Genomic DNA, 19,865 nt, shown 5'->3' on the forward strand with positions numbered 1-19,865 from the left:
TAATGTGTCTCTTTTTATATTCTGAAAGTGGGGTGAACAACATGCCAAGAGGCCGACAAAAGCTTGTCAGCTGATGAAAAACAAGAGAGTTGAAGAGAAGTCTTAGCAAATATGGGATAAAGTAGTATAATACCCTCATTACATTTAGAATGGGGAGTTTTTATGAATTGGATGGAGTTTATTTCTTCAATAATTAAATCTGTCATATGGCCTGTTTCGATTACTATTATTGTTATTAAATTGAAAAACCCTGTTTCAAACTTGATTAAAACTTTAGCTAAAATTAAATATAAAGATTGGGAATTCGAGTTTATGATAGATAAAGAATTAGATCAGATTAGTGTTCAAATAGATGAAGCTGAACAAATTAAAGATACCTCTAAATCAGAAGGGGTTACCTTTAATGAAAATTCATATGAAACACTGGATTTGAAGGATAAAGAACTTATTATGAAAAAATCAATGTTGAGTTTATATAGTGGAGTAAGTTATTTATATAGTCTTGTATCTAAAGATGAAAAAACTAATGGAATTGGTATGAATGATATGCTTCATTATCTCCAAAAACAAAACATTGTATCAGAATCGTTTGCAGAGGGTTTAATTAAATTAATGGATCTAGTTTATCATTTTGACAAGCGTACTTTTCCTCAAGAATACATTGCTGAAAAGTTTGAATATAATGTAAGAAAGAGCGTTAGAAAGTTAAAATTAATTGCTGAAACTTATAAGGTTTCTCAGCTTACCTCTGAATAACGATTCTTTTGAAAGGAGGTAAATAATAGAATGTCTCGAGAACTGGTAAACGCAAAAACCACACATGTTTCTTAGGTAGACAAGGCTGCTCATCAAAAGCAGCCTCTTTTTTATGAAATCAGAAAAGCAACCTGACTTTCAAAAGGAAGTAAAGATCCTTGCGAAAGAAGCAGACGCACAAAAACTTGTTTACGGTATCGTTTATGAGCCGGACACAGTGGATGCTCACGAGGATTTCATGACAGCTGCAGAAATTGAGAAGGTCGCTCACGGCTTCCTGAAAGGATACTCGTCAGGATTTTGATGGCAGCATTTTTTGAGGATTTAGCTGAATGATCTCCCTTAAATAAGATGCGGGAGAACACCCGCATCCTGGTCTATGGCTAAATTTTAACCGATCAGCCGCTGCATTCTCAGCGCGAGCCGCAGGCGCATCGTCGTCTCCGGATCTTTTAAGCTTTTGCCGAGCAGTTCCTCGCATTTTTCTAAACGATAGATCACCGTATTTCGATGGACGTACAGGCGCTTAGCCGTTTCTGAAATCTGGCAGTGGGTCTCCAGGTAAACAGACAGTGTATGAAGCAGGCTCTGGTCCTCCTTTTGCCGATCGGCCAGGCTTTGGAGGGTGGCTTCGTAAAACTTCTTCACATCTTCCGCCGGAAGCAGGCGGAGCAGCTCCGGCACGTCTTTGGCATGATAGATTTGAATAAACTCCGCGCTTCTGGACAAATGCCCGGATGAAATGGCGTCTGAAGCTTCAGTAAAAGCGTCAGGGACATCGATCAGCTTTTGGCATATGTTTGAGATGCCGAAGGAGACAGTCCGTTTAAACTGCGTCCGGACCTGTTTCTGAAACTGCTCCAAAAAGCTGATGACAGACGCGTGCATTTCATTCCAGCTGTCTGTCGCTTCAATTAAAAGAATACCGACATTTCCTTTAATAAAGAGATGAGGGGGAAACGGAAAGGATGACAGCTCCCCTTCAAGCAGATCAAATACATGATCGGAAACGAGCTGATTTTCGGTAAAGCTGATCGTTTTCTCATTTCGGTCGAGTTTTCCGCAAATGCACATGTATTTCTGATCCCAGCGAAGCCGGAATTCTTTGGCGCGGCTTTTGATTTCTTCATGGCCGGTAAACGAGCGGTCGATGAAATTGCTGAAAAATTCATTGCGCGCCCGTCTGCCGAATTGTTTGACGGCATTTTCTTTCAGCAGTTCAAAGGAAATGACGTTGGCCGCCTGTTCAATTGTCAAAATCATGCCTTTATCAGCGGTCTGCACCAGCTCCGGAATCACCAGATAACCGCAGTTTTTTTCAACATTCAGAATCGGCAGGACAGAATACGCCTTTCTGTCGGAGAGCATGGAAAAGCAGGTGAAATAAGGACCGGAAAAGGAATAACAGATGTTTTTCAATAAAGACGTGTCAATGGGTATGCTGTGGGACGATGATAAGAGTTTTGTATGCTGATCCAAAAGCAGCACGGGAAGCCGGAGGATGTCTGAGAGCTTCTTAAGCAGGGATTGCAGCCCTTTGCCGCTCATGATGTGGTTTGTAAATTTTTTATGGGCGTAAATGGCCTGCTGCAGCTCATTTGAACGCATATCAAGAATATGGCTCAGTGTAGCATTGACGATATCTCCCAGCCTGATGTCTTCCGGAAGCTCAATAATCGGAAATTCATACCGGTCGGCAAGCTCCGCGGCATCTTTCGGAATGACATTAAGATAGCGCTTCGTTTTGATCCCCAGTCCCGCGCATCCCCGTTTTGCCATGAGGCGGATTAAATCTTTCAACAGCTGCGGGCGGTCCTTCAAGTGGTAAGCCGTCGTGACGAGCAATTCGTTTTTATGTAAAAAATCAGCGATGTCCGGCGCATCCATCATGTTGACGTGCTGCACCTCCCTCCAGCCGCCGGATCTGCCTGCGATTAATGCGGCCCGCTCATAAGCGGGAATCTTCATTACATCATAAATGTTCATCAGTCAATCTCCTTTCAGGTTCTAAAGACAACCATTGGTTAATATGAATAAAAATCATCAAAAATTATAGCGGTTTTGCTGATGTATTACGATCATAGTAGCAGTAAACTGGCAATCATAGACGCATGTTGTGATAAAAACTGACAGAAAATCGTCATCCTTACAGGGAGGAAGATAAAATGGCCTATGACGTAATTGTAAAGGGTGCGAAAGCTGTGCGAAAAGGCGGGACAGAGCGGGCCGATATCGCCGTCAAGGACGGGAAAATTGCATTGATCGAGCCCGGCATTGACGAAAACGCGGAACAAGTGGTGCAGGCAGACGGCATGTATGTGTTTCCGGGCGCGGTCGATTGTCACGTGCATTTCAATGAACCCGGACGCGAAGAATGGGAAGGCATTGAAACCGGCTCAAACATGCTTGCTGCCGGCGGCTGTACGGCTTATTTTGACATGCCGCTTAACTGCATTCCTTCAACGGTAACTGCTGAAAACCTGCTGGCAAAGGCGGAAATCGCCGAACGGAAGTCAGCGGTTGATTTTGCGCTTTGGGGCGGTTTGATGCCCGGGTATACCGAACATATCCGGCCGATGGCAGAAGCGGGGGCAATCGGGTTTAAAGCGTTTCTGTCTAAATCGGGAACGGATGAATTTCAATCAGCCGATGAACGGACTCTTTTAAAGGGAATGAAGGAAATCGCGGCGTGCGGCAGGATTTTGGCCCTGCACGCAGAAAGCGACGCCCTCACCCGATTCCTTGAAGCCGAGTACGCGCTCCAAGGGAAAATTGATGCCCGCGCTTACGCTTCCTCCCGTCCGGAAGAAGCCGAATGCGAGGCTGTGCAGCGGGCGATTGAATATGCAAGAGCGACGGGATGCGCGCTTCATTTTGTACATATCAGCACGAAACGGGCCGTGCTCTCCATTCAGCAGGCGAAAAAAGACGGATTGGATGTCACCGTTGAAACATGTCCGCACTACTTATTATTCAGCTTTGAAGACTTCCTCAAAAAAGGGGCGGGCGCCAAATGCGCTCCGCCGCTCCGCTCAGAGGCTGATAAAGAGGAATTGATCGGGGTTTTGGCTGAGGGCCTGATTGATATGGTGTCTTCGGATCATTCTCCCTGTCATCCGGCTTTGAAACGCGAGGATAATATGTTCCTGTCGTGGGGCGGGATCAGCGGAGGCCAATTTACGCTTCTCGGCATGATTCAATTAGCGATCGATCATGGGATTCCGTTTGAACATGTGGCCCGATGGACGGCCGAAGCACCTGCCAAGCGTTTCGGTTTAACGAATAAAGGCCGGCTTGAAGAAGGATTTGACGCTGATTTTGCCATTGTCCGGCCGGAACCTTTTACCGTCACAAAAGAAACGATGTTTTCCAAACATAAGCAAAGCCTGTATGAAGGCCGCACCTTTCCATATCGAATTGCTGCGACCTACAGCAAGGGGCGCTGTGTGTATCAGGATGGCGGTCGTAAGCAGAGCGGGTCTTTCGGAACATTCCTGAAGCCTTGTGAAATAAAAGAGCCGATTCTCTGATGAGAATCGGCTTTTTTTGTCGTTTGGAAAGCGGGTCTCGTGGTATCTTTTTATAAAAAGGAGTAAAACACATTGTATGATCAAATCTTGAACATATTAACGGCATCCTGGTCGCGCAAGACCAGTACAAAATGGACGGAAGATTGCCCGGCCACAGGCCAGTGCGGCGTGACGGCTTTAGTCATCCAAGATGTTTACGGCGGTGACATTCTCAAAACAAAAACCGGCACAAGCTGGCATTTTTATAATCGAATAGACGGGGAGATATATGATTTCACGAGCAGTCAGTTTTCAGAGCCGATCGTCTATCAGCACATTCTTTCTTCCAGAGATGAGGCATTTTCGGACACCAATGAACATCAATACCGTTACCTGAAAAGTGCATTCAGAAAAAACATGGAAACGGAAAGAGAAAAACACCTGTGATAAACTAGAATGAGAGGTGAAGGATTGTGATTTATATCGGACTGACGGGGTGGGGGGATCATGACAGCATCTATCCGCCTAAAACAGCGGGCCCGCAAAAACTGCAGGCGTATTCCTCCCATTTTCCCATCGTTGAGCTGGACGCGAGCTTTTACGCGATACAGCCCGCCCGCAATAACGAAAGATGGGTCAAAGAGACGCCGGAATCTTTTCAATTTGTCATTAAGGCATATCAAGGAATGACGGGTCATCAGCGCGGCGATATTCCCTTTGAATCGAAGGAAGAAATGTTTGAGGCGTTTAAGCTGTCATTATCGCCGTATATAGAGCATGGAAAGCTTGCCATGGTGCTGTTCCAATTCCCGCCGTGGTTTGACTGCAAGAAAGAAAACGTCGCATATTTAAGATGGTGCAGGAAGCAGATGGGCGATATCCCGTGCGCGCTTGAATTCCGCAACCGGTCTTGGTTTTCCCCGCCATTTTACGAACAGACGCTTTCCTTTATGAAGGAGGAAGGCTGGATTCACAGCATATGTGACGAGCCGCAAATCGGCGAGGGCAGCATTCCGACCGTCCTGAAAGCAACGGATGAAGAAAAAACGCTTGTCCGTTTTCACGGACGGAACAAGCAGGGCTGGATCAAACCTGACGGCGGACAAAACTGGCGTGAGGTCAGATATTTATACCGCTATAACAAACAGGAGCTCAAAGATTGGAAAAACAATCTTCAGGAGCTGAAAAAGCAGTCGCGCAATCTGTATGTGCTCTTCAACAATAACTCAGGCGGAGACGCCGCCGATAACGGGCTTGAGATGCTTGAAATGTTAGATATCTCATATACCGGGCTTGCTCCGAAGCAGCTCGACCTATTCAGCTAGAAAAGAGGTTTCAAGACACATGTCTTATCTTATTTTGATTATATTGGGATTTATCGCGGGAACGGTCGGCAGCCTGATCGGGCTTGGGGGAGGAATTATCATCGTGCCGGCGATGCTCTATTTAAGCACGATGACCCCGTTTTTCCATGACGTAACACCGCAGACTGCCATCGGCACGTCCCTTTTGGTGATTATTTTTACGGGCCTGTCATCAACTCTGGCCTATATGAAATATAAAACCGTTGACTACAAAAGCGGACTGATCTTTTTTATCGGTTCCGGCCCGGGAAGCATCATCGGCGCGTATTTGTCTAAACTTTTTAATGCGCATACGTTTTCCGTCTGGTTCGGACTTTTTATGATTTTGATTTCTATTACATTAATGCTGAAGGCGAAAGCAAAACCGGTCAATAAAGCGCATAAAGGCATGATCCGGACATATGAGGATGAATCGGGTGAGCTTTATACATATTCGTACCGTATTTTTACCGGTATCGCCATTGCCTTTTTCGTCGGTTTATTGGGCGGTCTTTTCGGCATCGGCGGCGGCTCTCTTATGGTTCCGGCCATGATGCTGTTATTTTTGTTCCCGCCGAAAGTGGCTGTGGCGACGTCAATGCTCATCATTTTCTTATCCTCCGTGACGGGTTCCGTGTCACATATCGCAGAGGGCCATGTCAATTGGCTGTATGCGCTGTGCCTCGTTCCGGGGGCGTGGTTCGGCGGCAAAATGGGCGCGTGGGTCAATAAGCGGGTGCAGACGAAAACGATCGTGCTTTTCATGCGGGTCGTCTTGATTTTGATCGGCTGTGAATTGATTTATCAAGGGATATTCAGCTAAAAGGTAGGAGAGATGGTATGTTAGAGAAACTCCGTTTATATCATACGAATGATTTGCACAGCCATTTCGAAAATTGGCCGAAAATCGTACATTATATTGAGCAGAAGAGAAAAGAGCATGAAAAAAACGGGGAGGAAACACTCGTATTCGACATCGGCGATCATATGGACCGATTTCAAATGATAACGGAAGCGACCTTCGGCAAAGCGAATGTCGACTTGTTAAACCGGCTTGAGATCGATGCGGCTGCCGTCGGGAATAATGAAGGAATTACGCTGCCTCACGATGAGCTGGCGGGTTTATATACTCATGCCGCGTTTCCCGTCATTGTGTCCAACCTGTTTGACGCGGACGGACAGCGGCCGGAATGGGCCGAGCCCTACGTGATCAAAACGCTGAAAAACGGGATGACCGCCGGCATACTCGGGGTCACGGTGCCGTATTATCCCGTCTATCAAAAACTCGGCTGGACGGTGACGGATGCGGAAAAAAGCATTCAAGAATCACTTGACGATATCAAGGGCAAAGCGGACATCATCATTCTGCTTTCTCATTTAGGCCTGATCGATGACCGGGCCGCAGCGGAAAAATTTCCCGACATCGATGTCATTCTTGAATCACATACGCACCACCTTCTTGAGGACGGACAGGACATAAACGGCGTATTGCTTGCATGTGCGGAGAAATACGGGAACTATGTCGGCTGTGTCGAGCTGACGATAGAAAGTGAATCACGAACCATTGTCAGCAAACAGGCATCTGTACAGAAAATGGCTGATTGGCACGGGGAATCTGAAGATACGGCGGCTTTTCTGAAAGAGAAAGAACGGGAAGCGGAAAACCTGCTCTCCGTACAAGTCGCCAATCTGAATGAAGAAGCCGGCGTGAAGTGGTTTGAGGAATCGCCGCTCCCGCTTCTATTAGCCGAAGCGCTGAAAAGCTGGTGCGGCTGTGAAGTCAGCATGGTGAATTCAGGCGTCATTTTGGGGTCTTTACAGAAGGGGCCTGTCACAAAACTTGACTTGCACCGCATCTGCCCTCATCCGATCAATCCGGTCGCCGTTCGTCTTTCAGGCAGGGAACTCCGGGAAACAATCAGCCAGGCCGCCTCGGAACAAATGGAGCAGCTGCGGATTAAAGGCCTCGGCTTCCGCGGGGAAGTGATGGGCAGGATGGTATATGCCGGAGCGGAGGCAGAGGCCGGCATCCTTGAAGACGGTGTGACGCATCTCCTCAATGTGAAAGTGAACGGAGAAGAGGTGGATCCGGAGCGGATATACTCGGTTGCCGTTCTCGACATGTTTACACTCGGCAAGCTGTTCCCTTACATCCGCGATTCAAAAGAAAAACAATACTTTATGCCGGAGTTTTTAAGAGATCTGCTCGCCTGGAAGCTCGCGCGGCAGCCGTAATGTCAAATATCCGCCGGCCGTTCCATCTCACCCGAATGAAGGTAAGCGGGACTTTTTAAGAGTAAAAATAAAATACTATGTCCCCTCTTACAAGCATACATTGTGATATGTAAGGGGGGATTTTTCTTGCCTAGATACCGGAGCGCTCTTCGCAAGAGAGGGCCTTTGCCTTTTCGATATGTGCTTCTTCTGTCGTTTGCTTTTTTTATCATATCGACGGTCATCAGCCTCTGGATGATCAACTCCTCAATCAAACCGGTGCTGATGAACATAGGAGAAATGGAAACCAAACGGGTGGCGACAGAGGTCATTACGGAATCCATTGAAGAATACATGTCTCACAGCGACAATGTGAAAGATATGGTCGATATGAAAACGGATGAAAACGGAAAAGTCACAACGATGGATTTTAATACACAAATGGTCAACAGCATGAAGGCGAAAGTGACAAAGCAGCTTCAGGCTCATTTGAAGGAAGCGGAGTCGAACAATAAGCAGCATGAAACGGAAAAAGGCGCGAAAACGGCCGATGAAATTATGATTAACATCCCTTTTGGGCAGGTCACGGGAAACAGCGTTCTCGGAAATCTGGGGCCGAAAATCCCCGTGCGCTTTAACCTGATCGGTGATGCGTTAACTGATGTGAAAACAAAAATAAAGCCGTACGGCATTAACAATGCCCTGATCGATATCAGTATTTTTGTGGAAATTAAAGTGAAGGTCATTATTCCGTTTGCCAGTAAGACATCAGTCGTCACAAATAATATTCCGGTCTCCATTAAAGCGATTCAAGGAGAGGTGCCGCAGTTTTATAACGGAAGCGGCGGATCAGGTGTGACGCCTTCTGTCCAGCTGCCGAGTGAAAAACAGAAGAAAGATAAATAAAAACACACAGCCGCAATCTTTCCTGGCGGCTGTGTGTTTACTTTTTCCTGCGGATTTCTTTTCGCTCCCATGCCCTTAAATGGGGATACGGGTCAAAAGACCATTCCGATCTGCCGTTATCTTTATACATCCCGTAGTGAAGATGCGGCGGGAATTTTCCCGCGGTGCCCGGCGGTCCGTATCCGGAACTGCCGACAGAGCCGATCACCTCTCCGGGTTTGACGATCTGGCCTTTATGCACACCTTTTGCAAAGCCGTTCAGGTGAGCGAAGTAGTGATACGTGTTATTGATATCCCTGATGCCGATTCTCCAGCCGCCGAAACGGTTCCAGCCCTTCATTTCAACAATACCGTAGCAGGTCGATCTGACGGGGAGTCCGTAATGAGCGAACAGATCCGTTCCTTCGTGAATCCGGCGCCCGCCGAAACCCCGCGCGGCGCCCCATGTGCTGCGGTAGCTGTAATCCGTCTTCACGGGAAGCGGAAAAGCGTGCTCTCCGAGATCAAGGCGGCCGAACGTTTTAAACAGTGTCATGAATTCGGTGATAATGCCGACCGTCTGATCACGGCGGTAATAATTCCAGAGGCCGATGCGGATATGGTCAAGATCCGTTCCGAATCCCGCTAAATACTGTGCAAATGTATAAAGGATATCCTCATCATTGCTGACCTCGGCTTTTCCGTCGCCGTCGCCGTCCAGGCCGATCCCGTCAAATACTTTAATGCTGAGGGGCGCCTCGTCCTTAGGATTTGGATTTTCAGGCCCGCTCCACAAATGATCCGGAATATAAATGCTGATGATTCCCGCTTTTTCCGGCAGATCCTTTCGGTTCGAGCGGACATTTTCTTCATATTGATCAACCGCCGCAAGCACATACCAAGGAATCTGCGTGACTGCTTCGGCTTTGCGGTACAACTGCATCCGTTCACCGTAAACAGGAGCCGATTGTTCTTTCCCGCTTGCAGCCGGACAGAAAAATGATAAAAGGAGAAGAGCAGATAACAGAACTTTCACAACATGATCTCCTTTCAGGATTAATACAACTAGTTTGCGGCAACAATCCGAGAAAATGTAAGTAATTCTCTTCCCTTGTCGAGAAATTTTTCCTATGTTAAAGTGACTATTGAATAGAAATCTGCAAGTTTTATATCCATCGTGAAATAGAAATTTTTCGCACACGAACATGAATAAAGGGATAATGGAGATGATGGGGAAATGGCAAAGAAAGACGAGCATCTGAGAAAGCCGGAATGGCTCAAAATAAAGCTGAACACGAATGAAAACTATACGGGTCTGAAAAAATTAATGCGTGAAAATAATCTGCATACCGTATGTGAAGAAGCAAAATGCCCGAACATCCATGAATGCTGGGCTGTCAGACGTACGGCGACGTTCATGATTCTCGGTTCCGTCTGTACGAGAGCATGCCGCTTCTGCGCTGTCAAAACGGGTCTGCCGACTGAGCTGGATCTGCAGGAACCGGAACGCGTAGCTGATTCGGTTGCACTGATGAACTTAAAGCACGCCGTCATCACGGCCGTGGCGCGTGATGATCAGAAAGACGGCGGAGCAGGCGTCTTTGCGGAAACGGTCCGGGCGATCCGCAGAAAAAGCCCGTTCACGACAATTGAAGTGCTGCCATCCGATATGGGCGGAAATTACGACAACCTGAAAACATTAATGGATACCCGTCCTGATATTCTGAACCACAACATTGAAACCGTCCGCCGCCTGACACCGAGAGTCCGGGCCCGCGCAACATATGACCGTTCTTTGGAATTCTTGCGCCGTGCGAAAGAAATGCAGCCTGACATCCCGACGAAATCAAGCATTATGATCGGTCTCGGCGAAACGAAGGAAGAAATTATTGAAGTGATGGACGACCTGCTTGCGAACAATGTCGACATCATGGCGATCGGCCAATACCTGCAGCCGTCGAAAAAACATTTAAAAGTCCAAAAATATTATCATCCGGACGAATTTGCCGAACTGAAAGAAATCGCGATGCAAAAAGGCTTCAGCCACTGTGAAGCAGGCCCGCTTGTCCGTTCTTCCTATCATGCGGATGAACAAGTGAACGAAGCGTCTAAAAAACGCCAGGCCCAAGCATAAGATAAGCCGAAAAAACCCAAAACGCCGCAGGTTTTGGGTTTTTTGTGATGGAGCCGTCTGTGCAGGGAAAAAGTCATTCTTGAATAAGGATCGTCAGAACCGCTACACTGGATAAAAGGGGAAAATTTTTCCGTCCGTCCGAACCGTCTCATTTTGCAATTGATGGACAGAAGTCAATGAATTATGATAGTAAAGAGTGATAAAAGAGGTGAAGACATGATTCTTATTCAAAATGCCGAGTTTGAACTCGTACACGATTTTAAAAACGGCTTTAATGAAGAAGCGTTCAAAGCCCGCTATTCGGACATATTAAATAAATATGATTACATTGTGGGAGACTGGGGATACAGTCAGCTGCGGCTCAAAGGCTTCTTTGATGACCAGAATCAAAAAGCAACCTTTGAAACGAAAATCAGCACATTGGACGAATACATTTATGAATACTGCAATTTCGGCTGCGCGTATTTTGTTTTAAAACGAATCAGAAAATAATTGATGCAGAAGGGGATGCTGTCACGTGTATTTTGTTGACAGAAATAATATCGAACAAACACTCCGTTTTTTTGAGACCCAGCTGGCGCTGTTTGACAGTACGCCCGCATGGCAGAGCGAAATCGAAAAAAGAGCGCTTGAGCGGATCAGCCATCTTATGATCGAATGCATTCTCGATGTCGGAAATGATATGATTGACGGCTTTATCATGCGCGATCCGGGGAGTTATGACGACATCATGGATATTCTGACGGATGAAAAGGTGGTAGCTGAGGATGAAGCGAATAAGCTCAAGCAGCTGATCTCTTCCAGAAAGCGGCTTGTTCAGGAATATCAGCAAGCCGATCATCAGGAGCTGTTTACGCTGATCACGTCAAACAGGGACGTGCTGAAAGCCTTTCCGGCCCGTGTAAGAACCTACCTGGAAACAGAATTAGGGCCTGTTTCCGCATTTAAATAACAACGAGTGAGAAAATCCACAGGAGTGTTGAGTATGAAGGATTATAAAGGATATTTGATAGATTTGGACGGCACAATGTACAACGGGACGGAAAAAATCGAAGAAGCGTGTGAATTCGTGAGAACGCTTAAAGCGCGCGGCATTCCGTATTTATTCGTGACGAACAATTCTTCCCGGACGCCGAAGCAGGTGGCGGACAAGCTGATGAGCTTTGACATTCCGGCAACTGAAGAGCAGGTCTTCACGACGAGCATGGCGACTGCGCAGCATATCGCCCAGCAGAAAAAAGACGCGTCGGTGTATGTGATCGGCGAAGAAGGCATCCGCCAGGCCATTGAAGAAAACGGGCTGAGCTTCGGAGAAGAAAACGCGGACTTTGTCGTTGTGGGAATCGACCGCGGCATTACATATGAAAAGTTGGCAACGGGATGCCTTGCGATCAGAAACGGCGCCCGGTTCATTTCAACAAACGGCGACGTCGCCATTCCGACTGAAAGAGGGCTTTTACCAGGGAACGGTTCGCTCACATCCGTTTTGACGGTGTCAACGGGCGTTGAGCCTGTCTTTATCGGCAAGCCTGAATCGATTATTATGGAACAGGCGATGCGTGTGCTCGGAACGGATATTTCCGAAACACTCATGGTCGGCGATAACTATGCAACGGATATTATGGCCGGCATCAATGCGGGCATGGATACGCTGCTGGTTCATACCGGAGTGACAAAGCGTGAGCATATGGCAGATTACGACCGGAAGCCGACATATGCGATTGACTCTTTAACCGAATGGATTGAACATCTATAAAAAAGGGACGGCCATGACGGCCGTCCTTATTCTGTATTTCTGGCGCTGTGGGCAAGCCGGCTTGAAGCCGCTGCTGCGATTGCGCCGACGATATCATCAAGAAACGTATGGCATTCGCCCGTAGATTTATCATTTAACCGCCCGAGAATGCCGGGTTTTTCTTTGTCAATGTAGCCGTAATTCGTAAAGCCGATTGAGCCGTATATATTCACGATAGAGAAGGCGAGCACCTCGTCAACCCCATACAGGCTTTCATCAATCGCCAGAATGGTCTGAAGCGGTTCAGACAGTTTTTTTTGTTCGGCGAGCACATCTAATTCTATTCCCGTTAAAATGGCGTTTTGCACCTCGCGTTTTGCGATGACACGGTCCACATTGAGCCTGCATACTTCCATCGTCAAATCAGGATGATATTTTTTCTGAAGGAAATACACCAGCTCGGCAATATCGTCCGTCTCAACCCCCCGTTCTTTTAAACGCGCTCTGGCGACAGCTTCCACCTGATTCAGTTGTTCCTTTTCTGACATTTGCTTCACCCAATCTTTTTTTACTAGTTTATACAACACCCTTCCGATGTGTACGATGTTTCTCCACTTGATTCAAAGGATTACAATATGTATTCATAATTCCGCCGGCGTATGACTACGATGTGAATAGCTCTAATTTTTCAGGCAGGTGATTATGATGAAAAGCATCATTAAAGAAAAGTACGGCATCCACGTCAGACAGCTTTCCGTTTATCAGAAATACCAATGCTTCCAGACGCCTAATTCCTTCTTTCTTATTATTCCCGTTTCCGGGTTTTCGCAATCAGAGCTGACGGAGCTTTACTACATGAGTCAGTATTTACAAGAACAAAGTGACCCATACGTTTCAGTGTTTATCTTTACGAAGGAAGGAGAACTGACCTTTGAGGACGAAGGCAAAACGTATGCGCTCTTAAAAGCGCCGATCCCCGTCGCAAACCGGTCGTTTTCTGTCGGAGGGGAGCTTGCCGAATTTCACAGAAAAGGGCGGGGTTTTCCGTACGAAGTGAAAGAAGCGGGCAGGATCGGCCAATGGAAGGACTTATGGGGAAAACGGGTGGATCAGCTGGAATCATTCTGGATGCAGAAAATTCATATGTCTCCGCTTGAACCGTTCGAAAAGAAAATGATCGAAGCATTTCCTTATTATTCAGGCTTAGCGGAAAATGCGATTCAATATTTAGTGGATACGGAGCTGGATGACAATCCCGGCGCAGAAGACTCGGGGACAATCTGCCATCAGCGGATGGAACGGGATACCTGGTCGGAGGAATCATTGATCCGCATTCCGGGCGATTGGGTATTCGACCATGCCGCCCGTGATATTGCGGAATATATGCGCAGCACATATTTGTATCATCGTGACGACTTGCTTAACGAAGGGTTTTTGTTTTTGCAGGAATATGAGCAAGTTACGCCGTTATCCTCCTTTTCCAAGCGCCTGTTTTACAGCCGCCTGCTGTTTCCGCTTCATTTCTTTGAGACGGTGGAGAGCTATTACATTTCTCATGATTCTGAAAAACAGTTTTACGAAGAGCAGCTTGACTACATTCTTGCCGACTGCACCCGCTATGAACAGTTTTTACAGACATGTCACGACATGATGAATGTCAGGTCGGCGCAGGTTTTTGTCCCGCCTGTGGCGTGGCTCGGAAAAGGAATCAGTTCGTAAGAAAATATAACGTAAAAATATTTAGAAAATAGGGAATCTTGTCATATCAATGTGTTAAGCGTTTTCATGGCCGTAGAAACAATATTCAGCCGCTTGTCAAAACAAATGCGGGCTTATATAATATTTGTAACTTAAATGTCTGTGAAGGGTTAACAATTGTCCTTTTCTAGTGGACAAAAGGAAGAAAGGTGGAGTTTCTCTTTGGAAGCGATTCGTATTGGACTGTTAGGACTGGGAACCGTGGGAAGCGGAGTCGTCAAAATTATACAAGATCATCAGGATAAGCTTATGCACCAGGTCGGCTGTCCGGTGACGATCAAAAAAGTGCTGGTTAAAGATATTGATAAAAAACGAGACGCAGACCTGCCGAAAGAAGTGCTGACGACAGAAGTCTATGATGTGATCGATGACCCTGAGGTCGACGTGATTATTGAAGTCATCGGCGGTGTCGAACAGACGAAGCAATATCTTCTTGATGCCTTGAAAGCGAAAAAACATGTTGTGACCGCAAATAAAGATCTGATCGCCGTATACGGGTCAGAGCTTTTAGCCGCCGCAAAGGAAAATGGCTGTGACTTGTATTATGAAGCGAGTGTCGCCGGCGGAATCCCGATTTTACGCACGCTCGAAGAAGGCCTTTCCTCTGACCGGATCACAAAAATGATGGGAATCGTCAACGGAACGACGAACTTCATCTTAACGAAAATGATTAAAGAAAAAAGCCCGTATGAAGAAGTGCTGAAGGAAGCGCAGGATCTCGGATTCGCGGAAGCGGACCCGACCGCCGATGTAGAAGGACTCGATGCTGCACGCAAGATGGCGATTTTAGCCCGTCTCGGCTTCTCTATGAACGTCGATCTGGACGATGTCAAGGTAAAAGGAATTTCCCGGATTACGGATGAAGACATCAGCTTCAGCAAACGGCTCGGCTATACGATGAAGCTGATCGGCATCGCCCAGCGTGATGACAATAAAATCGAAGTCAGCGTTCAGCCGACACTGCTCCCGGATCATCATCCGCTCTCTGCCGTGCATAACGAGTTTAATGCCGTTTACGTGTACGGAGAAGCCGTAGGCGAAACGATGTTTTACGGCCCCGGAGCCGGAAGCATGCCGACTGCGACATCAGTCGTTTCCGATCTGGTCGCGGTCATGAAAAACATGCGTCTCGGCGTAAACGGAAACAGCTTTGTCGCCCCGCAATTTGAAAGAAATCTGAAGCAGCCGTCTGATATCTACGCCCAGCAGTTTTTAAGAATTCATGTCAAAGACCAGGTGGGCTCTTTTTCAAAAATCACATCGGCCTTCTCAGAGCGCGGCGTCAGCTTTGAAAAAATTCTGCAGCTGCCGATCAAAGGACATGACGATCTCGCGGAAATCGTCATCGTCACGCATCATACATCGGAAGAAGATTTCAGTGACATTCTGCAAAACTTAAATGATCTAGAAGTTGTACAAGAAGTAAAAAGCACATATCGTGTAGAAGGGAACGGTTGGAGCTAATGTGGAAAGGACTCATCCATCAATATAAAGAATTTCTGCCGGTGACGGATCGGACGCCGGCCCTGACATTGCATGAAGGCAATACGCCGCTGATTCACCTCCCGAAGCTTTCTGAAAAGCTCGGAATTGAACTGCATGTGAAAACAGAAGGCGTTAATCCGACGGGATCTTTTAAAGACCGCGGCATGGTCATGGCGGTCGCCAAAGCGAAAGAAGAAGGCAATGATACCATCATGTGCGCCTCAACAGGCAACACATCCGCTGCGGCTGCCGCATACGCGGCGAGAGCCGGCATGAAATGCATCGTCATCATCCCGGACGGGAAAATCGCCTTCGGAAAGCTTGCGCAGGCCGTCATGTACGGTGCGGAAATCATCGCGATTGACGGAAACTTTGACGACGCGCTGGCCATCGTCCGGTCGATTTGTGAAAAATCACCGATTGCATTAGTGAATTCAGTAAACCCTTACCGGATTGAAGGGCAAAAAACAGCGGCCTTTGAAGTATGCGAACAGCTCGGCGAAGCGCCGGACATTCTGGCGATCCCGGTAGGAAATGCCGGGAATATCACGGCCTACTGGAAAGGGTTCAAAGAATATCATGAGAAAAACGGCACCGGACTTCCGAAGATGCGCGGTTTTGAAGCGGAAGGTTCTGCGGCTATCGTCCGCGGCGAAGTCATTAAAAATCCAGAAACCGTTGCGACGGCAATCCGGATCGGGAATCCCGCCAGCTGGGACAAAGCCGTGCTCGCTGCGGAAGAATCAGCCGGAAAAATTGATGAAGTCACAGATGGAGAAATCCTTCACGCTTATCAGCTGATTGCCCGTGAAGAAGGCGTATTTGCCGAGCCGGGCTCTTGTGCATCCATCGCCGGCGTTTTGAAACAGGTGAAATCCGGTGAAATTCCAAAAGGAAGCAAGGTTGTCGCAGTTTTGACCGGAAACGGCCTGAAAGATCCGAATACGGCTGTGGACGTATCTGACATAAAACCGATCACGCTGCCGACAGATGAGGACAGTATTCTGGAATACTTAAATGGAGCGGCGCGTGTATGAATGAGGCGGAGATGCTGTTTTCCATTACGGTTCCGGGAAGCACCGCCAACTTAGGACCTGGGTTTGATTCCATCGGAATGGCGCTCAGCAGATATTTGAAGCTTTCGGTTTTCCGAAACGATGAATGGCAGTTCTCGGCGGAAACCGAAACTGTCGCGGGCATCCCTCAAGGAACGGACAACCTCATCTACCAAGTCGCCAAACGGACGGCTGACCGCTATCAGAAAGAGCTGCCGCCCGCCCATGTCAAAGTTTGGAGTGACATCCCCCTTGCGCGGGGTCTCGGAAGCAGCGCGGCCGCTATCGTCGCCGCCATTGAGCTTGCGGATGAGTTATGCGGCCTGCAGCTGTCGGAAAGCGACAAGCTGCACTTAGCCAGTCTTGAAGAGGGGCACCCTGATAATGCCGCTGCTTCCCTTGCAGGAGGGCTTGTAATCGGCCTTCACGAAGAAGATGAAACACATATCGTGCGTGTTGCCGAAGCGGATATCGATGTTGTGGCAGTGATTCCGTTTTACGAAGTTCTGACCAGGGACGCAAGAGACGTGCTCCCGAAAGAGCTGCCGTACCGACGCGCCGTTAAAGCAAGCGCCGTCAGCAACCTTCTCGTTGCTGCGATCATGTCAAATGACTGGGCGCTCGCCGGGAAAATGATGAGAAAAGACATCCTCCATCAGCCGTACCGCGCCATGCTTGTTCCTGAGCTTTCAAAGGTGGAACACGCGGCCGAAATGAAAGGCGCTTACGGAACGGCGCTGAGCGGAGCGGGACCGACGATTCTTGTCCTGATTGAAAAAGGAAAGGGAGAAGAGCTGAGAAAACAGCTTTCTGAGCATTTCCCTCACTGTGAGATTGCGGCGCTTACCGTCCCGTCAGAAGGAAGCGTAATTGAACGGAATCCTTTAGAACAGGTGAAAAGTGTATAATGATAAAAAAGCGTTCTTCCCATCAGAGAAGGACGTTTTCTTTTTCTGGAGAAGGATTTTTATTTAGGGAAGCGAAATAAAAAAGAAAAGGAGGAGAAACGATTTGAAAAAACTCATAACCGAGGAGGACATTGCGTCTCTCGTATCCGTGACAGACCCGCAATATGCCCCTGACGGCAGAAGAGCCGCTTACGTCCGGACAACAGTCAATCATAAGCGGGATTCCTATTCCTCAGCTATTATGGTATATGACACAGAATCCGGCATCTCAAACCCGTGGACTTTCGGGGACGATAAACATACAAGTCCGCGGTGGTCGCCTGACGGTCGGCGCCTCGCCTTTGTTTCTGACAGGGAGGACGGCATCCCTCAGCTGTACATCATCGACGCTGCCGGCGGAGAGGCGGAACAGGCTGCCGATATTCCTTGGGGCGTATCAGATCCGATATGGGCGCCCGACGGCAGATCCGTGCTTGTGTCCGTCAGTCTGACATCAGCGGAGCGCGCCGATGAGAAAGAAAAAAAGAAGCATGACGAGTATGAGCCGGTTGAGATTCAGTCATTAACATATAAACGTGACGGGAAGGGCCTGCTGAACGGAAGCCGGACACAGCTTGTGCTGATTCATCTTGAAACGGGGGAGATTCAGCAGCTGACGGATCATGAAGCGGATCATTATGGCGCGGCCTTTTCACCGGATGGCAGGCAGCTTGCGTTTACCGCCAATTTATGCGAGCCGGGTGACGCCGGAAAGCCGAGCGATGTCTATCTGATGAATCTGGCGGACGGAAGCCTGAAGCAGATTACGCCGCACCGCGGTTCTTTCGGTTCCTGCGTGTTTTCACCGGACGGTTCTTATATCGCGATGCTGGGCCATGAGAATGAATTTCGCAATGCGACTTTAGAGAAAGCGTGGCTGTACGACGTGAAAACTGAGCGGCTGTCCTGCCTGACCGACATGCTGGATGTTCATTTGAGCGATGCGCTGATTGCGGATTCAATCATAGGAGGAGTGACGCCCCGGCCGGTATGGACAAACGACGGGCAGGGTTTTTACGTTCTCGGGAGCGAGCAGGGAAGCACCGGTATTTATTATATCTCGATTGACGGCCTCGTATATCCGATCCGATTAGAAGAAGAATACGTGAACGGTTTTGCTTTTCATCCCCATCAGAAAAGCTGTATCGCTGTCATTGCCAAACCCGCACAGCCTTCCGAGCTTTACAGCATTTCACTTGAAAATGGGGAAGAAAAGCAATTGACATTTGACAATGATCGGTTTATAGAGGAGCGTATCATATCCGTGCCGGAAAAGCTGCAATATGAAACAAAGGACGGGCTGACGGTAAACGGCTGGTTTTTAAAGCCCACCGTTTTTGAAGAGGGTCAAACATATCCCCTCATTCTATACATACACGGCGGGCCTCACATGATGTACGGCCATACGTATTTTCACGAATTCCAAGTGCTGGCCGCACAAGGATATGCTGTCGTGTATGTCAACCCGAGAGGAAGCCACGGCTACGGGCAGGATTTTGTCAATCGTGTCAGGGGTGATTACGGAGGCGGAGATTACCGTGATGTCATGCAGGCGGTGGATGAAGCCGTTCAGGCGTATCCGTTTATTGACAGCGGCCGTCTCGGTGTTACGGGCGGAAGCTACGGGGGGTTTATGACGAATTGGATTGTCGGACAGACAGGCCGTTTTAAAGCAGCCGTCACGCAGCGCTCCATTTCAAATTGGTACAGCTTCCACGGTGTCAGCGATATCGGCTTCTTTTTTACCGACTGGCAGCTCGGACATAATTTGTTTGAGGAAGCGGATAAGCTGTGGGATCGTTCTCCTGTAAAATATGTATCCCGCGTTTCGACGCCGCTTTTGATCCTGCACGGTGAGCGCGATGACCGCTGTCCGATAGAGCAGGCGGAGCAGCTCTTTACCGCGTTGAAGAAACTGAACAAAACGACGTCGTTCATCCGATTTCCGAAAGCTACGCATGAGCTGTCGAGAAGCGGCCATCCCGAACAGCGAATGAAACGCATCCGTTATATTTGTTCATGGTTTGATGACTATTTGTAAAAA

Annotated in this window: 19 protein-coding genes and 1 pseudogene; 17 read left to right on the forward strand and 3 right to left on the reverse strand. The window is 48.0% G+C overall.

Going from position 1 to position 19,865, the window contains the following annotated elements; translation table 11 throughout:
• Positions 1 to 162 precede the first annotated feature (162 nt).
• Positions 163 to 756 (forward strand): hypothetical protein, encoded by a 594-nt coding sequence (locus MJQ52_RS15875; protein ID WP_058906324.1) that lies wholly within the window; start codon positions 163 to 165, stop codon positions 754 to 756.
• 30 nt (positions 757 to 786) lie between these two features.
• A pseudogene (locus MJQ52_RS15880) lies at positions 787 to 1,039 on the forward strand (XkdF-like putative serine protease domain-containing protein); the annotation flags it as partial.
• A gap of 107 nt (positions 1,040 to 1,146) precedes the next feature.
• Here MJQ52_RS15880 and MJQ52_RS15885 read toward each other — a convergent pair.
• Positions 1,147 to 2,742 (reverse strand): PucR family transcriptional regulator, encoded by a 1,596-nt coding sequence (locus MJQ52_RS15885; protein ID WP_024085759.1) that lies wholly within the window; start codon positions 2,740 to 2,742, stop codon positions 1,147 to 1,149.
• Positions 2,743 to 2,921: 179 nt separating this feature from the next.
• Here MJQ52_RS15885 and MJQ52_RS15890 point away from each other — a divergent pair, with 179 nt between their 5' ends.
• The 6 genes from MJQ52_RS15890 (at position 2,922) to yunB (ending at position 8,728) form a co-directional block, all read left to right on the forward strand.
• Positions 2,922 to 4,286: an allantoinase gene (locus tag MJQ52_RS15890; RefSeq protein WP_191073208.1), complete on the forward strand. Its 1,365-nt coding sequence runs from the start codon at positions 2,922 to 2,924 to the stop codon at positions 4,284 to 4,286.
• A gap of 72 nt (positions 4,287 to 4,358) precedes the next feature.
• Positions 4,359 to 4,712 (forward strand): YunG family protein, encoded by a 354-nt coding sequence (locus MJQ52_RS15895; protein ID WP_015387759.1) that lies wholly within the window; start codon positions 4,359 to 4,361, stop codon positions 4,710 to 4,712.
• Between the two features lie 26 nt (positions 4,713 to 4,738).
• On the forward strand, positions 4,739 to 5,590 hold the full coding sequence (locus tag MJQ52_RS15900; protein WP_109567679.1) for a DUF72 domain-containing protein: 852 nt from the start codon (positions 4,739 to 4,741) through the stop codon (positions 5,588 to 5,590).
• 19 nt (positions 5,591 to 5,609) lie between these two features.
• Positions 5,610 to 6,431 carry a sulfite exporter TauE/SafE family protein gene (locus MJQ52_RS15905; RefSeq protein WP_003151913.1) on the forward strand — a complete coding sequence of 274 codons (822 nt, stop codon included), beginning with the start codon at positions 5,610 to 5,612 and terminating at the stop codon, positions 6,429 to 6,431.
• Positions 6,432 to 6,448: 17 nt separating this feature from the next.
• The gene (locus tag MJQ52_RS15910; RefSeq protein WP_060657589.1) at positions 6,449 to 7,843 is read left to right on the forward strand and encodes a bifunctional metallophosphatase/5'-nucleotidase; all 1,395 of its coding nucleotides are present in this window, start codon (positions 6,449 to 6,451) and stop codon (positions 7,841 to 7,843) included.
• A gap of 126 nt (positions 7,844 to 7,969) precedes the next feature.
• A complete protein-coding gene (yunB, locus tag MJQ52_RS15915) occupies positions 7,970 to 8,728 on the forward strand; it encodes a sporulation protein YunB (protein ID WP_088037303.1) in 759 nt (252 codons plus the stop codon).
• 37 nt (positions 8,729 to 8,765) lie between these two features.
• Here the strand turns inward: yunB and lytH are convergent, their stop codons facing one another.
• The gene (gene lytH, locus MJQ52_RS15920) at positions 8,766 to 9,743 is read right to left on the reverse strand and encodes an L-Ala--D-Glu endopeptidase (protein ID WP_003151918.1); all 978 of its coding nucleotides are present in this window, start codon (positions 9,741 to 9,743) and stop codon (positions 8,766 to 8,768) included.
• 201 nt (positions 9,744 to 9,944) lie between these two features.
• Between lytH and lipA the strand changes: the two genes are divergently transcribed.
• The 4 genes from lipA (at position 9,945) to MJQ52_RS15940 (ending at position 12,597) form a co-directional block, all read left to right on the forward strand.
• Positions 9,945 to 10,841 carry a lipoyl synthase gene (gene lipA / locus MJQ52_RS15925; RefSeq protein WP_003151923.1) on the forward strand — a complete coding sequence of 299 codons (897 nt, stop codon included), beginning with the start codon at positions 9,945 to 9,947 and terminating at the stop codon, positions 10,839 to 10,841.
• Positions 10,842 to 11,057: 216 nt separating this feature from the next.
• Positions 11,058 to 11,333 carry a YutD family protein gene (locus MJQ52_RS15930; RefSeq protein WP_003151928.1) on the forward strand — a complete coding sequence of 92 codons (276 nt, stop codon included), beginning with the start codon at positions 11,058 to 11,060 and terminating at the stop codon, positions 11,331 to 11,333.
• 25 nt (positions 11,334 to 11,358) lie between these two features.
• Positions 11,359 to 11,793 (forward strand): DUF86 domain-containing protein, encoded by a 435-nt coding sequence (locus MJQ52_RS15935; RefSeq protein WP_003151930.1) that lies wholly within the window; start codon positions 11,359 to 11,361, stop codon positions 11,791 to 11,793.
• Between the two features lie 33 nt (positions 11,794 to 11,826).
• A complete protein-coding gene (locus MJQ52_RS15940) occupies positions 11,827 to 12,597 on the forward strand; it encodes a TIGR01457 family HAD-type hydrolase (protein ID WP_003151932.1) in 771 nt (256 codons plus the stop codon).
• 26 nt (positions 12,598 to 12,623) lie between these two features.
• Here MJQ52_RS15940 and MJQ52_RS15945 read toward each other — a convergent pair whose 3' ends face one another.
• Positions 12,624 to 13,124, reverse strand: a complete 501-nt coding sequence (locus MJQ52_RS15945) for a phosphatidylglycerophosphatase A family protein (RefSeq protein WP_003151934.1) — start codon at positions 13,122 to 13,124, stop codon at positions 12,624 to 12,626.
• Between the two features lie 154 nt (positions 13,125 to 13,278).
• Between MJQ52_RS15945 and yutH the strand changes: the two genes are divergently transcribed.
• The 5 genes from yutH (at position 13,279) to MJQ52_RS15970 (ending at position 19,862) form a co-directional block, all read left to right on the forward strand.
• Entirely contained in the window at positions 13,279 to 14,295 is a 1,017-nt protein-coding gene (yutH, locus tag MJQ52_RS15950; protein WP_031306537.1) for a spore coat putative kinase YutH, read from the forward strand.
• 201 nt (positions 14,296 to 14,496) lie between these two features.
• The gene (locus MJQ52_RS15955) at positions 14,497 to 15,798 is read left to right on the forward strand and encodes a homoserine dehydrogenase (protein ID WP_003151938.1); all 1,302 of its coding nucleotides are present in this window, start codon (positions 14,497 to 14,499) and stop codon (positions 15,796 to 15,798) included.
• On the forward strand, positions 15,798 to 16,856 hold the full coding sequence (gene thrC, locus MJQ52_RS15960; protein ID WP_015387765.1) for a threonine synthase: 1,059 nt from the start codon (positions 15,798 to 15,800) through the stop codon (positions 16,854 to 16,856). Before MJQ52_RS15955 ends, thrC begins: the two co-directional genes overlap by 1 nt.
• A complete protein-coding gene (gene thrB, locus MJQ52_RS15965) occupies positions 16,853 to 17,782 on the forward strand; it encodes a homoserine kinase (protein WP_003151940.1) in 930 nt (309 codons plus the stop codon). The genes thrC and thrB overlap by 4 nt, the downstream gene beginning before the upstream one ends.
• A gap of 103 nt (positions 17,783 to 17,885) precedes the next feature.
• Positions 17,886 to 19,862, forward strand: coding sequence for a S9 family peptidase (locus MJQ52_RS15970; RefSeq protein WP_094247529.1), 1,977 nt, complete (start codon positions 17,886 to 17,888; stop codon positions 19,860 to 19,862).
• The last annotated feature ends 3 nt before the right edge of the window (positions 19,863 to 19,865 follow it).

It is taken from the genome of Bacillus sp. jun7, assembly GCF_051034795.1.
GTDB lineage: Bacteria > Bacillota > Bacilli > Bacillales > Bacillaceae > Bacillus > Bacillus velezensis.

Excerpts from the sequence above, each read along its gene's own strand:
- MJQ52_RS15945 (WP_003151934.1), bottom strand. The coding sequence starts at position 13,124 with ATGTCAGAAAAGGAACAACTGAATCAGGTGGAAGCTGTCGCCAGAGCG.
- MJQ52_RS15940 (WP_003151932.1), top strand. The coding sequence starts at position 11,827 with ATGAAGGATTATAAAGGATATTTGATAGATTTGGACGGCACAATGTAC.
- MJQ52_RS15910 (WP_060657589.1), top strand. The coding sequence starts at position 6,449 with ATGTTAGAGAAACTCCGTTTATATCATACGAATGATTTGCACAGCCAT.
- MJQ52_RS15905 (WP_003151913.1), top strand. The coding sequence starts at position 5,610 with ATGTCTTATCTTATTTTGATTATATTGGGATTTATCGCGGGAACGGTC.
- MJQ52_RS15885 (WP_024085759.1), bottom strand. The coding sequence starts at position 2,742 with ATGAACATTTATGATGTAATGAAGATTCCCGCTTATGAGCGGGCCGCA.
- lipA (WP_003151923.1), top strand. The coding sequence starts at position 9,945 with ATGGCAAAGAAAGACGAGCATCTGAGAAAGCCGGAATGGCTCAAAATA.
- MJQ52_RS15875 (WP_058906324.1), top strand. The coding sequence starts at position 163 with ATGAATTGGATGGAGTTTATTTCTTCAATAATTAAATCTGTCATATGG.
- thrB (WP_003151940.1), top strand. The coding sequence starts at position 16,853 with ATGAATGAGGCGGAGATGCTGTTTTCCATTACGGTTCCGGGAAGCACC.
- thrC (WP_015387765.1), top strand. The coding sequence starts at position 15,798 with ATGTGGAAAGGACTCATCCATCAATATAAAGAATTTCTGCCGGTGACG.
- yutH (WP_031306537.1), top strand. The coding sequence starts at position 13,279 with ATGATGAAAAGCATCATTAAAGAAAAGTACGGCATCCACGTCAGACAG.
- MJQ52_RS15930 (WP_003151928.1), top strand. The coding sequence starts at position 11,058 with ATGATTCTTATTCAAAATGCCGAGTTTGAACTCGTACACGATTTTAAA.
- MJQ52_RS15890 (WP_191073208.1), top strand. The coding sequence starts at position 2,922 with ATGGCCTATGACGTAATTGTAAAGGGTGCGAAAGCTGTGCGAAAAGGC.